We start from the raw sequence: 18,908 nt of genomic DNA, 5'->3' as shown, positions 1-18,908 counted from the left end.
TTCGTCTACCCGCGCCGCGATTTCTCTCGGACCCTCCCGACAACTGTCGGGAGGGTTTTTGTATTCGCAAATACCGAATCTCTGTATCCCAGAATACCGAAATCTACCGATAGGCGAAACACGCGTGATGGCGTACACTGGGCGCGTTGTGTTTGATCCTAAATATACATTCGCATTTGCCGATAATTCGATAACCGACACGACTGCTCAAAGGAGAACACATGAGTTTCGATTTGTCACGTCGCCAATTCCTCAAGTCCTCCCTCCTCGCAACGGGAGGGATGCTTTTGCCGGCGGTTGCCGGTTCTGCCTCCGCCGCCGGCGAGATTCGCAAGTTTCCCCTGCACAAACAGATTGGTGAGTCACATACCATCTGCCCCTTTTGCTCGGTGGGGTGCGGGTTGGTCGTCGCCACGGATGCCAAGGGGCACATCATCAACTGTGAAGGGGACAGCGAACATATCATCAATCGCGGCGCGCTCGATCCCAAATCCGTTGCCGTGACGCAACTCTCGAACAGCCCGCTCCGGTTAAAGCACGTGATGTATCGCGCGCCCAACTCGGACAAGTGGGAAGAAAAACCCTGGGATTGGGCGGTCGAGCAGATTGCCACGCGCATCAAAGAGACGCGCGACAAGACTTTCACCAAGCAAATCAAGGTGGGCGACAAGAACGTCACCGTGAATCGGACCGAAGGCATCGCGTGGCTTGGCGGTGCGGCGAACAACAGCGAAGATTGTTATCTCGCGAGCAAATTCGCGCGCACCCTGGGAGTCGTGTGGCTCGAACATCAGGCACGGATCTGACACAGCGCCACGGTGGCCGGTCTGGGCCCCACGTATGGTCGCGGCGCGATGACGAACGATTGGGTGGATTTGAAGAACAGCGATTGTCTGCTCGTCATCGGCGGCAATCCGGCGGAAAATCATCCCGCTTCGTTTCTCTGGATCAACAAGGCGCGCGAAAAGGGCGCGAAACTCCTCGTCGTGGATCCGCGCTTTACCCGCTCGGCGGCGACGGCGGATTACTACGCACCACTGCGCGCAGGAACGGATATTGTGTTCCTCGGCGGACTCATCAATTACGCGGTGCAGAATAAACTCTACAACGAAGAGTATGTCAAGGCGTACACGAACGCGCTGACGCTCATCAATCCGACGTACCGCGGTCCCGCCGAGCTCGACGGTTATTTCTCCGGCTTTGATGCGTCCCGCGCGGTTTACGATACGAGTAGTTGGCAATATCAAATCGAAAAACAAAAAGTAACTGGCGCGGATGGCAAAGAAGTTGAAGTGACGGCGTTCAAGCAAGCCGGTTCGCTCGACGATCCGAACTGTGCGTTCGCGCATCTCAAGAAACATTATGCGCGCTATACGCCCGAACTGGTCGAGCGCGTGTGCGGCACGCCGAAAGAAAAATTCCTCCAAGTGGCGCAGACGTTTTGCGCGACCGGCGCGGCGGACAAATCGGGCACGATTCTGTACGCGATGGGACAAACGCAACACACGGTCGGCACGCAAAATGTTCGCTCGATGGCGATTCTCCAGTTGTTGCTCGGCAACATCGGTCTGCCCGGCGGCGGCGTCAACGCGCTGCGCGGCGAATCGAACGTGCAAGGGTCAACCGATATGGCGCTGTTGTATCAAGACTTGCCCGGCTATCTCGGCGCGCCAACCGACAAGTTGCCTGACCTGGCAACCTTCTCCGCGAAATTCGACACGACCTCGTACTGGTCGAACGGACCGCGCTTTATCGTGAACTTGCTCAAAGCATGGTACGGCGACAAGGCGACGAAAGAAAACGATTACGCGTACAACTATTTGCCCAAAGTCAGCGGCAACTATTCCTGGATTCCGTTGTTCGAGGCGATGTACGCAGGCAACATCAATGGCTTGATTTGTATGGGGCAGAATCCTGCCGTGTCCGGACCGAACGCGCGCCGCGAACGCAGTGCGCTCGCCAATCTCGATTGGCTCATCGTGATGGACTTGTTCGAGACGGAGACCGCGTCGTTCTGGCGCGCGCCGGGCGTTGATCCCAAGAACGTCAAGACCGAAGTGTTCATGCTCCCCGCGGCGGACGCGATGGAAAAAGCCGGCAGTGTCGTCACGAGCGGTCGCCGCATCCAATGGCGTTCCCAGGTTGCCTCCGCGCCCGGCGACGCGAAAGAAGATATTTGGATTCTCACCGAACTCGTTAAAAAACTCAAGGACCTGTACAAGAGTTCGGCGGATGATAAAGACCGCCCGATTCTCGACGTGGTGTGGGATTACGGCGCGCCGCCGGATGCCGAACGCGTGGCGCGCGAAATCAACGGCTATGCGCTCGATGAAGTGAAGGACGCGAGCGGCAAAGTGTTGATCGAAAAAGGCAAGTTGCTTCCGTCGTTTGCGACGATTGCCTCGGCGGCAAACTTCGATGCGATTGCATGCGGCACCTGGATTTACTCTGGCTATTTCGCGTCGGCGGATGATGGCAACGGCAAGGTGATGCCGGCGGCGAAACGGCGCGGACAAAAAGACCCAGGCGACCTGGGCATGTATCCGTTCTGGGGTTGGGCGTGGCCCGCCAATCGCCACATTCTCTACAATCGCGCGGCGGCGCGCCCGGACGGCACACCGTGGTCGGAAAAGAAAAAACTGATCTGGTGGGATGCGGAGAAAAAATCCTGGGTCGGATACGACGTGCCCGACTTTGCCGCGACCAAAGCGCCGACTGCCAAAGCCGATCTCACCGCCAAAGGTCTCGGCGCGCAAGCCGGCACCGACCCGTTCATTATGAAGGCGGACGGCAAGGGTTGGTTGTTCGCGCCCAAAGGACTGAACGAAGGTCCTCTGCCGGAACATTACGAACCGTTCGAATCGCCCATCGTGAATTGCGTTTCCGGGGCACAGTGCAACCCGGTCGTCAAAGCGTATAACACGGACAAGGAGCAGGAAATCGGCAATCGGCTGGGTACCCGCGACAAGTTTCCGATCATCGCGACGACCTATCGCGTGACGGAACATTGGCAAGCCGGCGCGATGAGCCGGACGCTGCCGTGGCTTGCCGAAATGCAACCCGATCTCTTTGTCGAAATCAGCAAAGAGTTGGCAAAGGAGAAAGCGATCAAGAACGGTGACCGCGTGGTTGTCTCGTCGGCGCGCGGAAAAATTTCCGGCGTCGCGGTGGTCACGGCGCGCTTCAAGCCGTTGACAGTGGACGGCAGAACCGTACACCAAATCGGGATGCCCTGGCACTTTGGCTGGCAAGGCATCGCGACGGGTGACATCACCAACGACATCACGCCGCACATTGGCGACGGCAATACCGGCATTCCCGAATACAAGGCGTTCTTGGTGGACGTGAAAAAGGCGGAGGGATAACACAATGGCAAAACATGCAGTCCTCGTTGATCTTGCCAAGTGCATTGGCTGTCGCGGTTGCCAGGTTGCCTGCAAGCAGTGGCAAGACTTGCCTAGCGACAAGACGCGCAACCTGGGTTCGTATCAAAATCCAATCAAACGCAACAACCGGACGTTTATGCTCATCGAGTTTCACGAACTCGAACAGGGCGACAAGATGAATTGGATTTTCGCCAAGCGGCAATGTATGCACTGCGCCACGCCCTCGTGCGTATCCGCGTGCACCGTCGGCGCGCTGATTCAGCGCGAAGATGGTCCCGTCGTCTACGATGCGGAGCGGTGCATCGGTTGTCGTTACTGTCAGTACGCATGCCCGTTTCACGTGCCGATGTTCGAGTGGAACAAACAATTCTCGCTCATCGCCAAGTGCAACTTTTGCGTGGATCGCCTCGACGCGGGCGAGCAACCGGCGTGCGCCAAGACCTGCCCGCCCGGCGCGCTCAAGTACGGCACCCGCGAAGAAATGCTCGAAATCGCGAACCATCGCATCTATTCCAATCCGGGCAAGTACGTCAAACATGTCTACGGCGAGCACGAAGTCGGCGGCACCTCGTGGCTGTACATTTCGCCCGTGCCGTTCGAGCAAGTGGGCTTTCCGGTCTTGCCCGACCGGTCGCCGGTGGAATTGAACAATCAAGTCATCCATCTCACGCCGACGGTGGCAACCGGGATGGCGCTGGTGTTGAGCGGCGTCTATTGGACGATCAATCGCCGGCGCAAGGTTGCCGCGTTGCGCGCCCACACCGAAAATGACGGGGAGGTTCATCATGGTTAAGCGCATTCTCAAAGAAGCCGTGAGTCAACCGCGCTGGCTTTATCCGTTTGTCGCGCTCGCGCTCTTTGGCACCGGCATCGCCTTGTATCGGCTGTTGGTCGGGCTGGGTCCCACGACGAACTTGAACGACGGTTATCCGTGGGGCATCTGGATCGGCTTTGATCTGTTCATGGTCGCGTTTTCCGGCGGCGCGTTTACGCTCGCGACGATTGTGTACATTTTTCAAATCGAAGAATTGCACAAAGCCACGCGGCTCACCGTTCTCACCGGTCTGCTCGGCTATCTCTCGGTGCTCGTGATCCTCGCGTTCGACCTGGGACGCTGGGATCGCGCGTATCATTTTTTCATCTACCCCAACATCAACTCGGCGTTGTTCGAAGTGAGTTGGTGCATCGCGATTTATAGCGCGATCCTGTTCGCCGAGTTTAGCCCGGTCGTTTTGCAGAAACTAAAGTGGCATCGCGCGCTTGCCTTCGTCAAAAAGATTACGATGCCGCTGATCATCGCCGGCGCAACGCTGTCCACCTTGCACCAGTCCTCGCTGGGCAGTATGTTTCTCGTGATGGATCATCGTTTGCATCCGTTGTGGTACACGCCATTCGTCCCCGTGTTGTTCTTTGTCTCGTCCATCGCGGCAGGGATGGCGACGGTAATCTGCGCGACGATGTGGAGCCACCTGGCTTTTCATCGGAGTCTGAATCAAAAAATCATCGCAGAGTTGGGGTTGATCTTGCCCTGGGCGGTGGCGTTTTACTGGGTGTTGCGTCTCGGCGAGTTGTTGGCGGCGGGTGAGTTTACGCTCATCTGGACGAGCGCGACGTACAGTTGGCTCTTCGTCGGTGAAATCGTGTTGTTCGGCGTCATTCCGATCGCGTTGTTCACGCGCGAGCGCGTACGGATGAGTCGCCCCTTGTCGTTTCTCGGCGGCGCGGTCGTGCTCGCGGGCGTGTTTCTCAATCGCTTCGACACCACGCTTTTCGCAATGTTGCCGATTGCCGGGTACGAGTACACGCCCAGCTGGATGGAAGTGGCGATTCAGCTCGGTGTGCTGTCGGCGATGGTCGTAGCGTTTGCGCTCGCGGCGCGATATCTCCCCTTGTTTGAAGACGAACATCACCCCGCGCTGGTTGAACCACGAACTGCAATGCAACCGGTTGGAGCGCAATCGGCAGGCGTGATGGCGTCCGAATAAATGATTGCCAGTTATTCGCGCATTCTTTCCGCGTTAGATCAAGCCAGGTCGGCACATCCCGACCTGGTTGATGTCATCGCGTTGCACGCGGATTTGATCCAAGCTCAAGCGCGCGCGCCGATCGCGTTTGCCAATGCCGCGCGCGCGTTAGACGGCGAGAGCGCCGCGCGCGCGCTCGATCGCGGCGAACCGTTACTTACTCTGCTCGCGTGGCAACCGGACGCGGCGCGCGTCGCCGAACTATGGACCCAGGTCTGCTTCATCATCGCCACGCACCGCGCCGACCTCGCAGAGGCGATTGCATGCATCGCTCAGTTGCCGGCGGAGCGGCTCGTGTCGCTCGTCGGCGCGTACCTCGCCGATGAAGAAATCGCGGACGCCGAAAATAATCCAGAGTTTCCGCTGGCACGTGTCGCGCTGAATCACACCTTGCGTCCCTTCCTCCGCGCCGAGGCGGAACGTTGGCAATCGTGGCTCGCCAGCGCGCCGTGGTATCTGGGGTCGTGTCCGTTTTGCGGTGGCGCGCCGGATTTCGCCGCGCTGGAAAAGGGTGATGCGCGGCGTCTGCTCTGTTCGCGGTGCGATACCGAATGGCGATTCAGCCGCGTCGGCTGTCCGTTCTGCGGCGACGGCGCGGACAGTTACTTTGAGGACGCGGGGTACTGGCTGTACGTGTGCGACAAATGCCAACGCTATCTCAAAGCGATTGACGCGCGCTACATGGAACCGCCGGCTATCTTGGCGGCGGAACGCGTGCTGACGCTTGGAATGGATGTGGCGGCGCGCGATAAGGGATACGTCGGAGTGTAAAGGGTAAGATAGTCAGACCTTTCAGGGCACACCTGAAAGGTCTTTATTTTTACAACACCGTCGCCAAAATCATAAATTCGCAAAAGCGCAAAACTCGCTTTGTCATCCTGAGCGAAGCGAAGGATCGCTCAAGCAACTGGCGAGATTCTTCGTCGCTTGTTTGAATTCACTTGGTTGCGCGTTTTCAAGAGCCGCTCCTCAGAATGACAAAAAGTGAGTTTTGCGGTATTGCATAAATTCATCCGCGAATAACGCGAACCCTGGCACTTGCGTTCCCGCCAGGGCAAGTGTAACGCGAATGAATTTAAAAATTAGCGGAGATTCGCGTTATACGCGGATAAAAAACGGGCGAAAACGATTTGGCGAAGGTATTGTTCTTAAATACCGAAACTCTGCAAGGCAAAATACTGCCATCTACCGATAGTCGTAGAACGCGAGATGGCGTAGACTGTAGTCAGGATGGAACGCGGAGGTTTCATCTCAGTTTGGTTTTGTTCGACTCCCCAGTGGATTCGCTCGCTAGCAAGGAGGGTTTTATGCACCAAACCACGCCGGCGGTACGCCCGATCACATTCCTCGATCAAGTCGTTGCCGCCACCCCCGGCGATCCGCGCCTCGTGATGTGTATTCAGTGCGGCACGTGCGGCGGCTCGTGCCCTTCGGGTCCCGACATGCGCCACACCCCGCGGCAACTCTTCGCGATGGTACGCGCGGGGATGAAAGATCAAGTCCTGCAGAGTAACACGCCCTGGTTTTGTGTGTCGTGCTACTATTGCATGGTGCGCTGTCCGCAAGAGGTGCACGTCACCGATCTGATGTACACCTTGAAGCGCTTCTCCGTCAAGACCAAGTTGTTCGACGATTCGACCGCGCCGGATTTTTCCAAGACGTTTATCGCAACCGTCGAGAGTTATGGACGCGCGTTCGAACTGGGTCTGATGTCGCAACACATGCTGCGGCACAATCCGTTCGGCGTGTTCAAGATCGCCGACATGGGTGTGAGTATGGTCACGAAAGGACGCATCAGTTTCACGCCCAAACGCATCAAGGGCATGGACGGACTGAAAGCGATCCTCGCCAAAGCCAAAGAGTTGGAAACCCAGGACGACGCGCAAATCATGGGAGGCGCCGCATGAAGTACAGCGTATTTCCCGGTTGCTCGCTCGAAAAAGGCGCGGCAGGTTTTCCGTACTGGCAGTCCACGCTCGCCGTGACCCCGCCGCTCGGCATCGAGTTAACCGAAGTGGACGATTGGAATTGTTGCGGCGCGACCGAGTACATCGCGTTGAATCGGATGGCGGCGTACGCGCTCGTCGCGCGCAATCTCGCGCTCGCCGCGCGGATGGATCATTTCACCGAAATGATCGCGCCGTGCAGCGCGTGCTATCTCAACTTGTGCAAAGCCGACACGTACTTGACCGAGGATGCGTCGCTCGCGACGAAAGTGAACCTCGCGCTCGCCGAAGCCGGCTTGCAGTACAAACCTGGCTCGATCAAGACGCGGCACTTGCTCGACGTGATCGTCAATGATGTCGGGTACGCCGCGGTCGCGCAACGCGTGACCAGACCGCTCAAGGGTTTACGCATCGCGCCGTACTATGGGTGCTTGATCGGTCGCCCCGCGTTCTACGGACAGGTAGACGATCCGGAATATCCGACCGCGCTCGACAAATTGCTCAAGGTATTGGGCGCGGAAGTCGTGGACTATCCAATGAAAGCGCACTGTTGCGGCGGACACATGACCCAGATCAGCGAATCGGTCGCGTTCGATTTGATTCAGCGTTTGGTCAAGGGCGCGGCGGATTACAACGCCGACATGATCGTGACCGTGTGCCCGATGTGTCAACTGAACCTCGACGGCTTTCAGGGCGCGATGAATCGGTTCTACAAATCGAACTATCACGTGCCCGTGCTGTACTTTACGCAGATGATGGGCTTGGCATTCGGCATGAACGCGGCAACCCTGGGTATCGGTTCGGAAATCGTGGACGCGCGTCCGGCGTTGGCGCGCCTCGGCGTTGAAGTACCGCCACCCGCTGAGGAAAAACCGGCGCGCCCGCCGCGCAAATCGAAAGAGGCGCTGCCGATGCCGGAAATGCCGGGGCAGGAGGAGTAAACCATGACTCAACGCATTGGCGTTTATATTTGTCATTGCGGCAGCAACATCGCCGGCATGGTGGATTGCGAGAACACGGCGAAGTGGGCGGGCGAACGACTCAAACCGCGCGGCGTCGTCATCGCGCGCGATTACAAATTCATGTGCTCCAGTCCCGGTCAAGAGATGATCGAAAAAGACATCAAGGAACTGGGACTGACGCGCGTCGTCGTCGCCGCGTGCTCGCCGCACTTGCACGAGCAAACGTTTCGCAACGCGTGCGCCCGCGCCGGGCTGAACGGCTATCTGTGCGAACTCGTTTCGATTCGCGAGCAAGTATCCTGGGTGCACACCGATTCGCTCGCCGCGACCGAGAAAGCGATGGCGTTGATCTCCGGCGCGGTCGAACGTGTGGAATATCACGAACCGCTCGAACCGCTCCGCGTGCCGATTCATCCGGCGACGATGGTCGTCGGCGGCGGAGTCGCCGGCATTCAAGCCGCGCTCGAAATCGCGGACAGCGGCACGCCGGTCTATCTCGTGGAGCGTGAGCCGTCCATCGGCGGACACATGGCGCAGTTCGACAAAACATTCCCGACGCTCGATTGCTCCGCGTGCATTCTCACGCCGAAAATGGTTTCGGTCGGCAACCATCCCAACATCACGCTGTTGAGTTATAGCGAAGTGACGAACGTGGATGGATACGTTGGCAATTTCACTGCGACCGTAAAACGCAAAGCGCGCTACATCAACACCGATTTGTGCAACGGGTGCGGTGTATGCCAGGACAAGTGTCCGAAAAAAGTGGTAGACCAGGTTTTCGAAGCCGGGCTGGGTTATCGCAAAGCGGTCTACAAACCGTTCCCGCAAGCGATTCCGAAATATCCGGTGATTGATCGCGCGAATTGCACGTTCTTTCAAAAAGGAACGTGCAAGGCGTGCGAAAAATTCTGTCCGACCGGCGCGATTGATTTCAAACAACACGACGAGACGCTGACCTTGCAAGTCGGCAACATCATTCTGGCGACCGGCTACGATCTCTTCAACGCGCGCCGCATTCCGCAGTACGGTTACGGTCGCCTCGCCAACGTCTTCACGAGTCTCGAATTCGAGCGATTGACGAACGCGGCGGGACCGACCGGCGGCAAAATCTTTTTGCGCGATGGCGTGACCGTACCAAAAACCGTCGGCATCATTCACTGCGTCGGCAGTCGCGACAAGCGGCACAACAATTATTGTTCGAATATCTGTTGTATGCAGAGTTTGAAATTCGCGCACCTGGTCAAGGAAAAAACCGGCGCGACCGTGTACAACTTTTATCTCGACATTCGCACCGCGTTCAAGGATTACGACGAATTCTATCAACGCGTGCTCGAGGAAGGAACGCTGTTCGTGCGCGGGCGCGTCGCCGAAGTGACCGATGCCGCGCGCTTGCCGGGCGAGGAAGGTAAACTCATCATTCAGGCAGAGGACACGCTCATCGGACAGCAACGCCGTATCCCGGTGGATATGGTGATTCTTTCAGTGGGGCTGGAACCGCGCGCGGACGCGAAACAAGTCGGCAAGATTTTCGGCATCTCGTGCAGCATGAACGGCTGGTTCATCGAGAAACATCCCAAGCTCGATCCGGTCGCGACGATGACCGAAGGCATTTACATCGCGGGCTGTGCCCAGGGTCCGAAGGATATTCCGGCGGCGGTCTCGCAAGGCGCTGCGGCGGCAGCGCGCGTCATCGGCAAAATTCAGCAGAAGCAAATTTCGCTCGAACCGGTGCGCGCGAGCATTGACAAGGAACATTGTTCCGGTTGTCGCATCTGCAACAACCTGTGCCCGTTCAACGCGATCACGTTCGTCGCGAAATACAACGGCAACCGCGCGTACTCGGAAGTGAATCCGGCGTTGTGCCAGGGCTGCGGTACCTGCGTCGCCGCGTGCCCCGCCGGCGCGATCAGCGGCACGGTGTTCAGCAACGACCAGGTGTTGGCACAGTTGCGCGGACTGTTGATGGAGAATGGCGTTCCCATCACTGAGGCGACCGAACCCGTCCCAGCATGAGTGAGAACGCGGGGATAGCGCGCGTGCTCGTGACGAGGGTTCCGCGCCGACTGTCCCCGCGTTACGACCCCCACCCTACCCTCCCCCGTCTTCGACAGGGGAGGGAATATGGAGGATAAGTATGCCTGACAAATTCGAACCATTGATAATCGGATTCACCTGCAACTGGTGTAGTTATCGCGCGGCAGACATGGCTGGGCTGGGACGGATGAAATATCCGCCAAACTTGCGTTTGATTCGCTTGATGTGTTCGGGGCGATTGGATCCAACGTTCGTGTTGAAAGCGTTTGCGGACGGCGCGGATGGCGTGCTGATTAGCGGTTGTCATCCCGGCGATTGCCATTACCTCGAACAAAATTACAAGACGCAAAGCCGGTATCTGTTGCTCACACGTTTGCTCGCGTCGTTCGGCATCGAGCCGCAACGCATCAAACTGATTTGGGCGAGCGCGGCGGAAGGCGCGTACTTTGCCGAGCAGGCGACCCAAATCGTCGAGCAAGTCCGCGCGCTCGGTCCGCTCAATTGGCACACGCGCCGGACTCTTGCGAAGGCGCAGAGCGAGCAACTTTCGCAAGGTTTGGAGGAGGTGCCCGCATGAGCAAACCTAAATTCGCAATGTACTGGTCGGCGTCGTGCGGCGGCTGCGAAATCGCGGTGCTGAACACGCACGAAAAAATTCTCGACGTGGACGCGAATTTCGACGTCGTGTTTTGGCCCGTCGCAATGGACGCGAAATACAAAGATGTACAAGCGATGGAGGACAAGTCTATCTTATTGACCTTGTTCAACGGCGCGATTCGCAACGACGAGAACGAACACATTGCACGCTTGCTGCGCCGTAAATCGCAACTGCTCGTCGCGTTCGGCGCGTGCGCGACCGAGGGCGGCATCCCCGCGCTGGCGAATCTCAGCGACAAACAATCCATCTTCGACACCGCGTTCAATACCATTTCGACGGAGAACCCGAACCACATCCTGCCGCAAACGCGTTGGACTATGCCCGAAGGCGAAATCACGATTCCGGAAATGTATCCCGTTGTGAAAACGCTCGAACAAGTCGTGCCTGTAGATTACTATATGCCGGGCTGTCCGCCCGAATCGCATCAAATCGCGGCGGTGATTGATTTGGTGATCCAGGTGTTGCAAGGCAAAGCCGAGTTGCCGCCCAAGGGCGCGGTCATCGGCGCGGGCGCCTCGACTGTGTGCGAAGAATGTCAGCGCGCGCGCAACGAGAAAAAGATCACGCAGTTCGTTCGCATCCAAGACATCAAACCCGATCCGACGCTGTGCTTGCTCGAACAAGGTGTGTTGTGCAACGGACCCGCGACGCGCGGCGGTTGCGGTGCGGCGTGTCCGACCGCGAGTATGCCGTGCGTGGGATGTTACGGCGCGACGGACGGCGCGATGGATCAGGGTGCGCGCTTGCTCTCCGCGGTCGCGTCGGTCATTGACGCGCGCGATCCCAAGCAGGTCGAACAAATCCTCGACGGCATCCCCGACCCAGCCGGAATGTTTTATCGGTTTGGCATGTCTGGGTCACTGTTACGCGCGAGCAAGGATGCGTGGAAAGGATAGTGCGTTAGTGCAATAGTTGGTTAGTGCGTTAGTTGTCATACTAGGTCGTTCAGCTATCGCACTATTGCACTATCGAACTATCGAACTAGACGGAGGAAACATGCAACGAATCACAATAGATCCGATAACGCGATTAGAGGGTCACGGCAAGATCGAAATTTTCTTGAACGACGAAGGCGATGTCGCGAATACGTACTTTCAGATTCCCGAACTACGCGGGTTTGAACGCTTTTGCGTCGGTCGTCCCGTCGAGGAAATGCCGGTGCTAACCGGACGCATCTGCGGCGTTTGCCCTGAAGCGCATCACATGGCAGCCGCCAAGGCGTGCGACGCGGTGTATCACCTTGACCCGCCGCGTCCGGCAAAACTGTTGCGCGAGTTGTTGTACAGCGCGTTCTACGTCACCGATCACACGACGCATTTCTACGCGCTCGGCGGTCCCGATTTCGTGATGGGTCCCGATGCGCCGGTCGCCGAACGCAACATCCTGGGTGTCATTCACAAAGTCGGACTCGAAATCGGCGGCAAGGTGATTCAGGCGCGCCGCGCCGGGCACACCGTCATCGAAATGATCGGCGGGCGCAAGGTGCATCCCTGCACTTCGATTCCCGGCGGCTTGTCGAAAGGTATCACCGAGGAACAGCGCGTCGAAATCGAAAAACTGGGTCGCTGGGCAATCGAGTTCGCGCAGTTCAGTTTGAAATTGTTCGGCGACATTGTGTTGAGCAACAAGGCGTACGTGGACTTGGTGCTGGGCGATGCGTATATGCATCGCACGTACTCTATCGGCACGGTGGACGCGAACAACAAGGTGAATTTCTACGACGGCTTGGTCAGCGTGGTTGACCCGGAGGGCAAACGCATCGGCAAGTACGCGCCGCACGAGTATCCCGATTGGATTGCCGAGCGCGTCGAGCCGTGGACGTACTTGAAATTTCCGTACCTTAAGAAAATCGGTTGGAATGGTTTTACCGACGGCGTCGAGTCCGGCGTGTACAGCGCGACGCCGCTCTCGCGGCTCAACGCGGCGGACGGCATGGCGACGCCGCTCGCGCAAGCCGAGTACGACAAGTTCTACAACGCACTCGGCGGCAAGCCGGTGCACCAACGCCTCGCGACGCACTGGGCGCGCCTGATCGAATTGTTGTACGCGGCGGAACGCTGGGTCGAACTGGCGACTGATCCGGAAATTACGTCCGATAATTTCCGCGCGATACCAACCGAAACGCCGACCGAAGGCGTCGGCATTGTCGAAGCGCCGCGCGGGACGCTGACGCATCACTATTGGACGGACGAACGCGGTATTCTGACGAAGGTGAATCTCATCGTCGGCACGACTAACAATTACGCGCCGATCAGCATGAGCATCAAAAAAGCCGCCGCGAGTTTCATCAAAAAAGGAACGATCGTTAGCGAAGGCATGTTGAATCGCGTCGAGATGGCGTTCCGCGCGTACGACCCGTGTTTCGGATGCGCGACGCATTCGTTCCCAGGTCAGATGCCGCTGCAAGTGACGGTGCGCGACGCGCGCGGCGAGGTGGTTGAGGTTCTAAAGCAACATTGTTAAGCCGGGGAGCAGAGAGGCAGAGGAGCAGGGGAGCGTACCGAATTCTCCTCTGCCCCCCTACTCCCTTGCACCCCTGCCGTTGGAATTGCTTGATACGATGAAAGTACTTGTTCTCGGTCTCGGCAATCCACTTCTCGGTGACGATGGCGTGGGCTGGCGTATCGTCGAACAAGTCGCCGCGTCGCTTGACGCCAACGCGGCGCGCTACACGCAATACGAAATAGACTATCACGCCGGCGGCGGCTTGTCGTTGATGGAACGCCTCGTCGGTTACGAGCGCGTGATCATCGTGGACGCGATCAACACCGGGCGTGCGTCGCAAGGCAGTGTGAGTTGCTTTCGTTTGGAGAATTTGCCGAAGGATGCCGCGAGCCATCTCGCCTCGGCGCACGAAACGAATTTGCAAACCGCGCTAGAGGTCGGACGCCAAATGGGTGCGATGTTGCCGCGCGCCATTGTCATCGTCGGAATCGAATCCCAACAGGTGTACGATTTTTCCGAAGAACTCTCGCCTGCCGTCGCGCGCGCGATTCCCGACGCGGTTCGTCTTGTTATCACTCAATTGACTGAACGCTGAATACTGAATACTGAACACTGTCCCACTGTCCCACTGTTCACTGTTCACTGTTCACTGTTAACTAATCTCAAGGAGGAGCCATGATTTCCCCCGAAGTTCTCCGCCGCTATCCGTTCTTTTGTTGCTTGAATGAGGATCAGCAAAAAGCGATTGCGATGGTGACCGAAGAAATCCAAGCGGATGCGAACACGATTCTGTTTGCGGAAGGGCAACCGGTCGAGGCGCTCTATTTGCTGATGGAAGGCAGTGTGGATTTGTACTACGCCGCAAGCGGCGATCCCAAAGATCAATTTCTCGTCGGCGATGTGAGCATCGGTGAAGCGTTCGGCATCTCCGCGCTTATCGAGCCGTACACGCTCACCGCTACCGCGCGGGTCGCCAGTCCCAGCCGCATCCTCCAAGTCGAAGCCAAGGCGTTGCGCGCGCTGTGCGAAGTGGACTGCAAAATGGGCTATGCGTTGATGCGCCAGGTCGCGCAAATCTCAATCGAACGCTTACACTTTGCGCGCGTGGAATTGGCGGCGGCGCGCCAACCCGCGTAAAGAGGGACGATGATCGGTTACGATCGCATTCGGGAAAAACTGTACGCGCAAGCCGCGAACCGCGCGAATCATTCCGGCGTCGTCGCGTATTGGCTCGCGATGCTTGCCCTGCAAGCGCGCGCCGAACCCCGCCGCGGCGATTGCGAGACCCAGGCGAGCCAAGCCCTCGCGCGCTTGAAACAATGGCAGCCGATTCTGTGTCCAGCGGAAATCGAGATAGACCGCATGGTGTTGGCGACGCTCTGCCATCGGATCTGTCTGGTCACAGCGAACCATTTCCCAGAGTGGGCGCCGACACTCGAAGACATTCGCGATTGGTTGTGCCACGAGTACGCGTCGCTTGCCAACGTGGCGGAACGTTATCTCGACCAGGAGCGCATAGAGCGAGGCAGGGAGCATGGCGCAGCGGATTTACTCCTTGCCTTTGTTTTCAATCAAGCGTTGCATCCAACGTTGCGCAAGTACGCCAAATCGCTCGGCGCGTATGTGGACGCGAGCACGTGGTATCGCCCGCGCTGTCCAGTGTGCGGCGGCAAACCGGATTTTGGCGCGTTCGAAAAAGAGACTGGCGCGCGCCGGCTAATCTGTTCGCGGTGCGATTTCGAATGGACGTTTTGGCGCTCCGCCTGTCCGCTCTGTGGATGCGATGACCCCGATCAACTCACCAGCGCCGCGACCGATGCCCCAGCCATCCTGGTTTCCGCGTGCGCTAAATGCGGCGGCGCGCTGCGGATGATGAACTTGCGTCAGGTTCACGACGAGCATTCCCTCGTCGTCGAGCGCAATCTGCGGCTAACGCTCGACCTCGTTGAACGAGTTAACCGTCGAAACCTAATCGCTGGTTGAACTGGCGCGGGCGCGCGCCCGCGCGCTAATTCCTTTCCCGCGTACCTCGTTTGACAAAAGACAATCCCCCGCCGATAATACACACCGACTAGTCCAAGATAGAAAACCACGCGCCAGGCATTCCCGCGATCTAGCGCGCGCGGGCGATTCCATCATCAGCATCACCCTGGGCGATTTGCTCGACGCCGCCATGCTTTTGCAGGAACAACCGTAATGACAGAGCCACAACCCGAACTCGAACCCCTTTGGACCTTTCGCGGACGCGACTTGAAGACCGGCGAATTCAACACCGCGTTCGTCCATTTCTATCGCGCCGAAATTCAACGGTCGAATGTGTGGCGCACGCGCTTGGATGCGACGACCAACTGGGCAATCATCACCGCCGGCGCGGCGATTTCGTTTTCCTTGTCGTCGCCGGACCATCATCACGGCGTCATCATCATCAACCTGATCTTGATCGCGCTCTTTCTGTTCATCGAGGCGCGGCGCGACCGCTATTACGAACTGTGGGCGTACCGCACGCGCTTGATGGAAGAGAATTTTTTTGCCGCGATGTTGGTGCCGCCGTACGAACCCGCAGCCGATTGGGCGACCAAACTGGCGGAGAGTTTGCGCCACCCGCAGTTTCCGATCTCGTTGTGGGAAGCCCTGGGTCGCCGCTTTCGACGCAACTATAGTTGGATTTTTCTCACGCTCGTCGCCAGTTGGGTTTTGAAAAATGTTACGCAACCGACCTCCATTACATCCTGGGAAGCGTTCGTGCCGCGCAGCGCGATTGGACCGATCGGCGGAGAAATCGTCATCGGCGTGATGGCGGCGTTTCTCGCGCTATTTTTCGGCATGGGCTTGCTGACAGTGCCCATGCGCCGTTCGGTGGGTGAGGTGTTTGATCGTTCGCGGCTCGATCAAATAATTCACGAACGGATGTCCGGCAAAGACTAGCCCGCCGGGGTTTCAAACTTTTTCTGACCACGTGGGTCTGAATGGGTCTAGCGCTTACCCTTGCGAAGGTTCGAACGCGTGTTGGATTGAAATGCAGTTTCCTTTGCCAACACCTTCGCCAATATCATAAATTGATCCGCGAATAACGCGAATCCCGCGAATAAAAGACAGTGTAGCATGGCGACCGACAGGGGCGATTGAAATCGCCCTTGGTGGGTGTTCTGCCGGGCGTCCACCTTCGTGGACGCGAAATTCGCCGGCGTAGGCGGGCGACCAGCCAACGGCTCACGCGGGGCAATTTCAATTGCCATTTTACCGGCGGGCATGCTACAGTCTCGAATAAAAAACAAAATGAGCGAAGATTCGTGAGATTCGCGGATGAAGGAATAAATTGGCGAAGGTATTGCTTTGCCAAGAATCGTTGCTTTCGTAGGTGTTTCGGCAACCTTCGCAAGGATGGCTGTGCAATTGAATGACACACGAATCCATCCGCTTGGCGGTTGGATTCGTATTTTGTCGCAAATAATCGCGGGCGTCCGTCAAAATTTTGGAACAATCAACCTTGCGAAGATTTTGACGACAAATCAAATATGATTGCCGTTCGCCCTTCGCAAGGTTTTTTTACCACCCAAAAACTTGACGCACACCCCTGTTGCCGACTCGGCGGGGCACGGTTTTTCAAAAGTCATTTGCAGACCCATCCCCCTGCCCCCTTCCCTTATAGGGAAGGGGGTTGGGGGTTAGGTTGGCAAGTGAGTCAAGCGACTTTTGAAACGCCGTGCTCGGCGGGGCGTCCGTCAAAATTTTGGAACACTCAACCTTGCGAAGATTTTGACGACAAATCAAATATGATTGCCGTTCACCCTTCGCAAGGTTTTTTACCACCCAAAAACTTGACGCACACCCAATAATCGCAACAAATTTGATTTATTTTCTTCTACTGGATATAATAGCCCTAACATCTAATTTTGGCACACGCTCTACATCTCAATTCCTGTGAGAAAGGGTGATGCAAGCAGACCTCAGGGTTCGCTGCCCTTTTTGAACGGCACCTCAGTGTCTCGGAGAAAAACGCAAAGACGCGCAAAAGGAAAAGGAGAAGAAGAATGCGCAACCAGTTACGTGTGTTGACGATCGGTATCCTGCTGACCTTGGGACTGATCATCGTTGCCTGTGCGGCGCCGACAGCCGCTCCAACCTCCGCTCCGCCCACCAAAGCCCCGGTCGTTGAACCGACCAAAGCCCCCGCTCCCACAGCTGTCCCGGCAGCAACCACCGCTCCCGCGGCAACCAAAGCGCCCGAAGCGACTAAACCGGCGGCAACCTCCGCGCTCGCCGCGCAAGCCAAGAAACTCTTGATTGGCTTTACCGCGTCTCAAACCGGCGCGCAACAAGTTGCCTCCAAGAAACAGGTCGAGGGCTTGCAATTGTGGCTGGATGATGTGAAAAAAGCCGGCGGCATCAAGTTGAAAGACGGTACCCTCTACATGCCGGAAATGAAGTTCTACGACGACGAAAGCAAGACCGACCGCGTGCAAGCGCTCTACGCCAAACTCATCAACGAAGACAAAGCCGATTTCCTCCTCAGCCCGTACAGCAGTGGTCTCGCCCGCGCTGCCGCCGTCGTTGGCGAACAGAACGGCAAAGTAATGATCACCGCCGGCGCGGCGGATGACGTTACCATGGAACAAGGTTTCAAAAATACGTTCCAGTTGTACACGCCCGCGAGCCGCTACCTGACCGGTGCGGCGGACATGTTGATGAAAATTGATCCGACCGCGAAAAAGATCGCGATCGTGTACGAAAAAGACTCGTTCTCCACCTCGGTTGCCAACGCGCTGAAACCCTACGCCGAGGGCAAGGGCTTGAACGTCGTCATGTTCGAAGGGTACGACACCGGCTCGACCGACTTTTCGCCGTTTATCAACAAGATCAGTGCGACGAATCCCGATGCGATTTTAGGCGGCGGTCACTTTGCCGATGGCACGACTTTTGCCAAGCAACTGTACGATAAAAAGACTCCGGTGCGCTTTGTCACCTTGTTGGTCGCGCCGCCGGAACCCACCTTCAAAGATATTGGCGATGCCGCGCAGTACATTATCGGACCCAGCCAATGGGAACCGCAGGTCACGTACAGCGCCGAATCCGCCAAAGCCGCGAACATCCCCTACTACGGTCCGAGCGTCAAAGCATTCACGGACGCGTACGTCGCCAAGTACAAAGACTCGCCGTCCTATCACTCGGCGGGCGGTTACGCGCAGGGCTTGCTCCTCCAAAAAGCGATTGAAGACGCCGACAGTGTTGACCCGGCGAAAATCGTCGCCGCGCTCGACAAGATGAATCTGATGACGTTCTACGGCGTCATCAAGTTCAGCACCGAAGCCAAGACGCATGGCAAGCAAGTCGCCCACGATATGGTCTATATGCAGTGGCAAAAGGACGCCTCTGGCAAGTTGATCACCAACATCGTTTGGCCTCTCGAAGCAAAATCGGCAGACGGACAACTTCGCAAATAGTGCGCTAGTTTT

Annotated in this window: 15 protein-coding genes; all 15 read left to right on the top strand. The window is 57.4% G+C overall.

Annotated features, from left to right (window positions below):
• Window positions 1-221: 221 nt before the first annotated feature.
• The 15 genes from fdnG to HY868_10400 all read left to right on the top strand — a co-directional run bounded on the left by fdnG (window position 222) and on the right by HY868_10400 (window position 18,896).
• Complete coding sequence (gene fdnG, locus HY868_10470) at window positions 222-3,365, top strand: formate dehydrogenase-N subunit alpha (protein MBI5302553.1); 3,144 nt, start codon at window positions 222-224, stop codon at window positions 3,363-3,365.
• 4 nt (window positions 3,366-3,369) lie between these two features.
• The gene (locus HY868_10465) at window positions 3,370-4,179 is read left to right on the top strand and encodes a 4Fe-4S dicluster domain-containing protein (GenBank protein MBI5302552.1); all 810 of its coding nucleotides are present in this window, start codon (window positions 3,370-3,372) and stop codon (window positions 4,177-4,179) included.
• Complete coding sequence (gene hybB / locus HY868_10460; protein MBI5302551.1) at window positions 4,172-5,371, top strand: Ni/Fe-hydrogenase cytochrome b subunit; 1,200 nt, start codon at window positions 4,172-4,174, stop codon at window positions 5,369-5,371. Before HY868_10465 ends, hybB begins: the two co-directional genes overlap by 8 nt.
• Window positions 5,372-6,181 (top strand): formate dehydrogenase accessory protein FdhE, encoded by an 810-nt coding sequence (locus HY868_10455; protein ID MBI5302550.1) that lies wholly within the window; start codon window positions 5,372-5,374, stop codon window positions 6,179-6,181.
• Between the two features lie 536 nt (window positions 6,182-6,717).
• Complete coding sequence (locus HY868_10450; protein ID MBI5302549.1) at window positions 6,718-7,317, top strand: 4Fe-4S dicluster domain-containing protein; 600 nt, start codon at window positions 6,718-6,720, stop codon at window positions 7,315-7,317.
• Window positions 7,314-8,297 carry a CoB--CoM heterodisulfide reductase iron-sulfur subunit B family protein gene (locus HY868_10445; protein MBI5302548.1) on the top strand — a complete coding sequence of 328 codons (984 nt, stop codon included), beginning with the start codon at window positions 7,314-7,316 and terminating at the stop codon, window positions 8,295-8,297. The genes HY868_10450 and HY868_10445 overlap by 4 nt, the downstream gene beginning before the upstream one ends.
• Before the next feature lie 3 nt (window positions 8,298-8,300).
• Window positions 8,301-10,331 (top strand): CoB--CoM heterodisulfide reductase iron-sulfur subunit A family protein, encoded by a 2,031-nt coding sequence (locus tag HY868_10440; GenBank protein ID MBI5302547.1) that lies wholly within the window; start codon window positions 8,301-8,303, stop codon window positions 10,329-10,331.
• Window positions 10,332-10,452: 121 nt separating this feature from the next.
• Window positions 10,453-10,929 carry a hydrogenase iron-sulfur subunit gene (locus tag HY868_10435; protein MBI5302546.1) on the top strand — a complete coding sequence of 159 codons (477 nt, stop codon included), beginning with the start codon at window positions 10,453-10,455 and terminating at the stop codon, window positions 10,927-10,929.
• A complete protein-coding gene (locus HY868_10430) occupies window positions 10,926-11,906 on the top strand; it encodes an oxidoreductase (protein ID MBI5302545.1) in 981 nt (326 codons plus the stop codon). The genes HY868_10435 and HY868_10430 overlap by 4 nt, the downstream gene beginning before the upstream one ends.
• A 100-nt stretch (window positions 11,907-12,006) precedes the next feature.
• A complete protein-coding gene (locus HY868_10425; GenBank protein ID MBI5302544.1) occupies window positions 12,007-13,473 on the top strand; it encodes a Ni/Fe hydrogenase subunit alpha in 1,467 nt (488 codons plus the stop codon).
• Between the two features lie 97 nt (window positions 13,474-13,570).
• Window positions 13,571-14,050, top strand: a complete 480-nt coding sequence (locus HY868_10420) for a hydrogenase maturation protease (GenBank protein ID MBI5302543.1) — start codon at window positions 13,571-13,573, stop codon at window positions 14,048-14,050.
• A gap of 80 nt (window positions 14,051-14,130) precedes the next feature.
• Window positions 14,131-14,592 carry a Crp/Fnr family transcriptional regulator gene (locus HY868_10415; protein MBI5302542.1) on the top strand — a complete coding sequence of 154 codons (462 nt, stop codon included), beginning with the start codon at window positions 14,131-14,133 and terminating at the stop codon, window positions 14,590-14,592.
• Window positions 14,593-14,601: 9 nt separating this feature from the next.
• On the top strand, window positions 14,602-15,438 hold the full coding sequence (locus HY868_10410; protein ID MBI5302541.1) for a formate dehydrogenase accessory protein FdhE: 837 nt from the start codon (window positions 14,602-14,604) through the stop codon (window positions 15,436-15,438).
• 213 nt (window positions 15,439-15,651) lie between these two features.
• Window positions 15,652-16,380, top strand: a complete 729-nt coding sequence (locus tag HY868_10405) for a DUF2270 domain-containing protein (GenBank protein MBI5302540.1) — start codon at window positions 15,652-15,654, stop codon at window positions 16,378-16,380.
• A gap of 1,106 nt (window positions 16,381-17,486) precedes the next feature.
• Window positions 17,487-18,896: an amino acid ABC transporter substrate-binding protein gene (locus HY868_10400; protein ID MBI5302539.1), complete on the top strand. Its 1,410-nt coding sequence runs from the start codon at window positions 17,487-17,489 to the stop codon at window positions 18,894-18,896.
• Window positions 18,897-18,908 lie beyond the last annotated feature (12 nt).

It is taken from the genome of Chloroflexota bacterium (assembly GCA_016219275.1).
Classification (GTDB): domain Bacteria; phylum Chloroflexota; class Anaerolineae; order UBA4142; family UBA4142; genus JACRBM01.
Note: the sequence above shows the minus strand (reverse complement) of the source record. Positions and strands in the feature narration are given on the sequence as shown.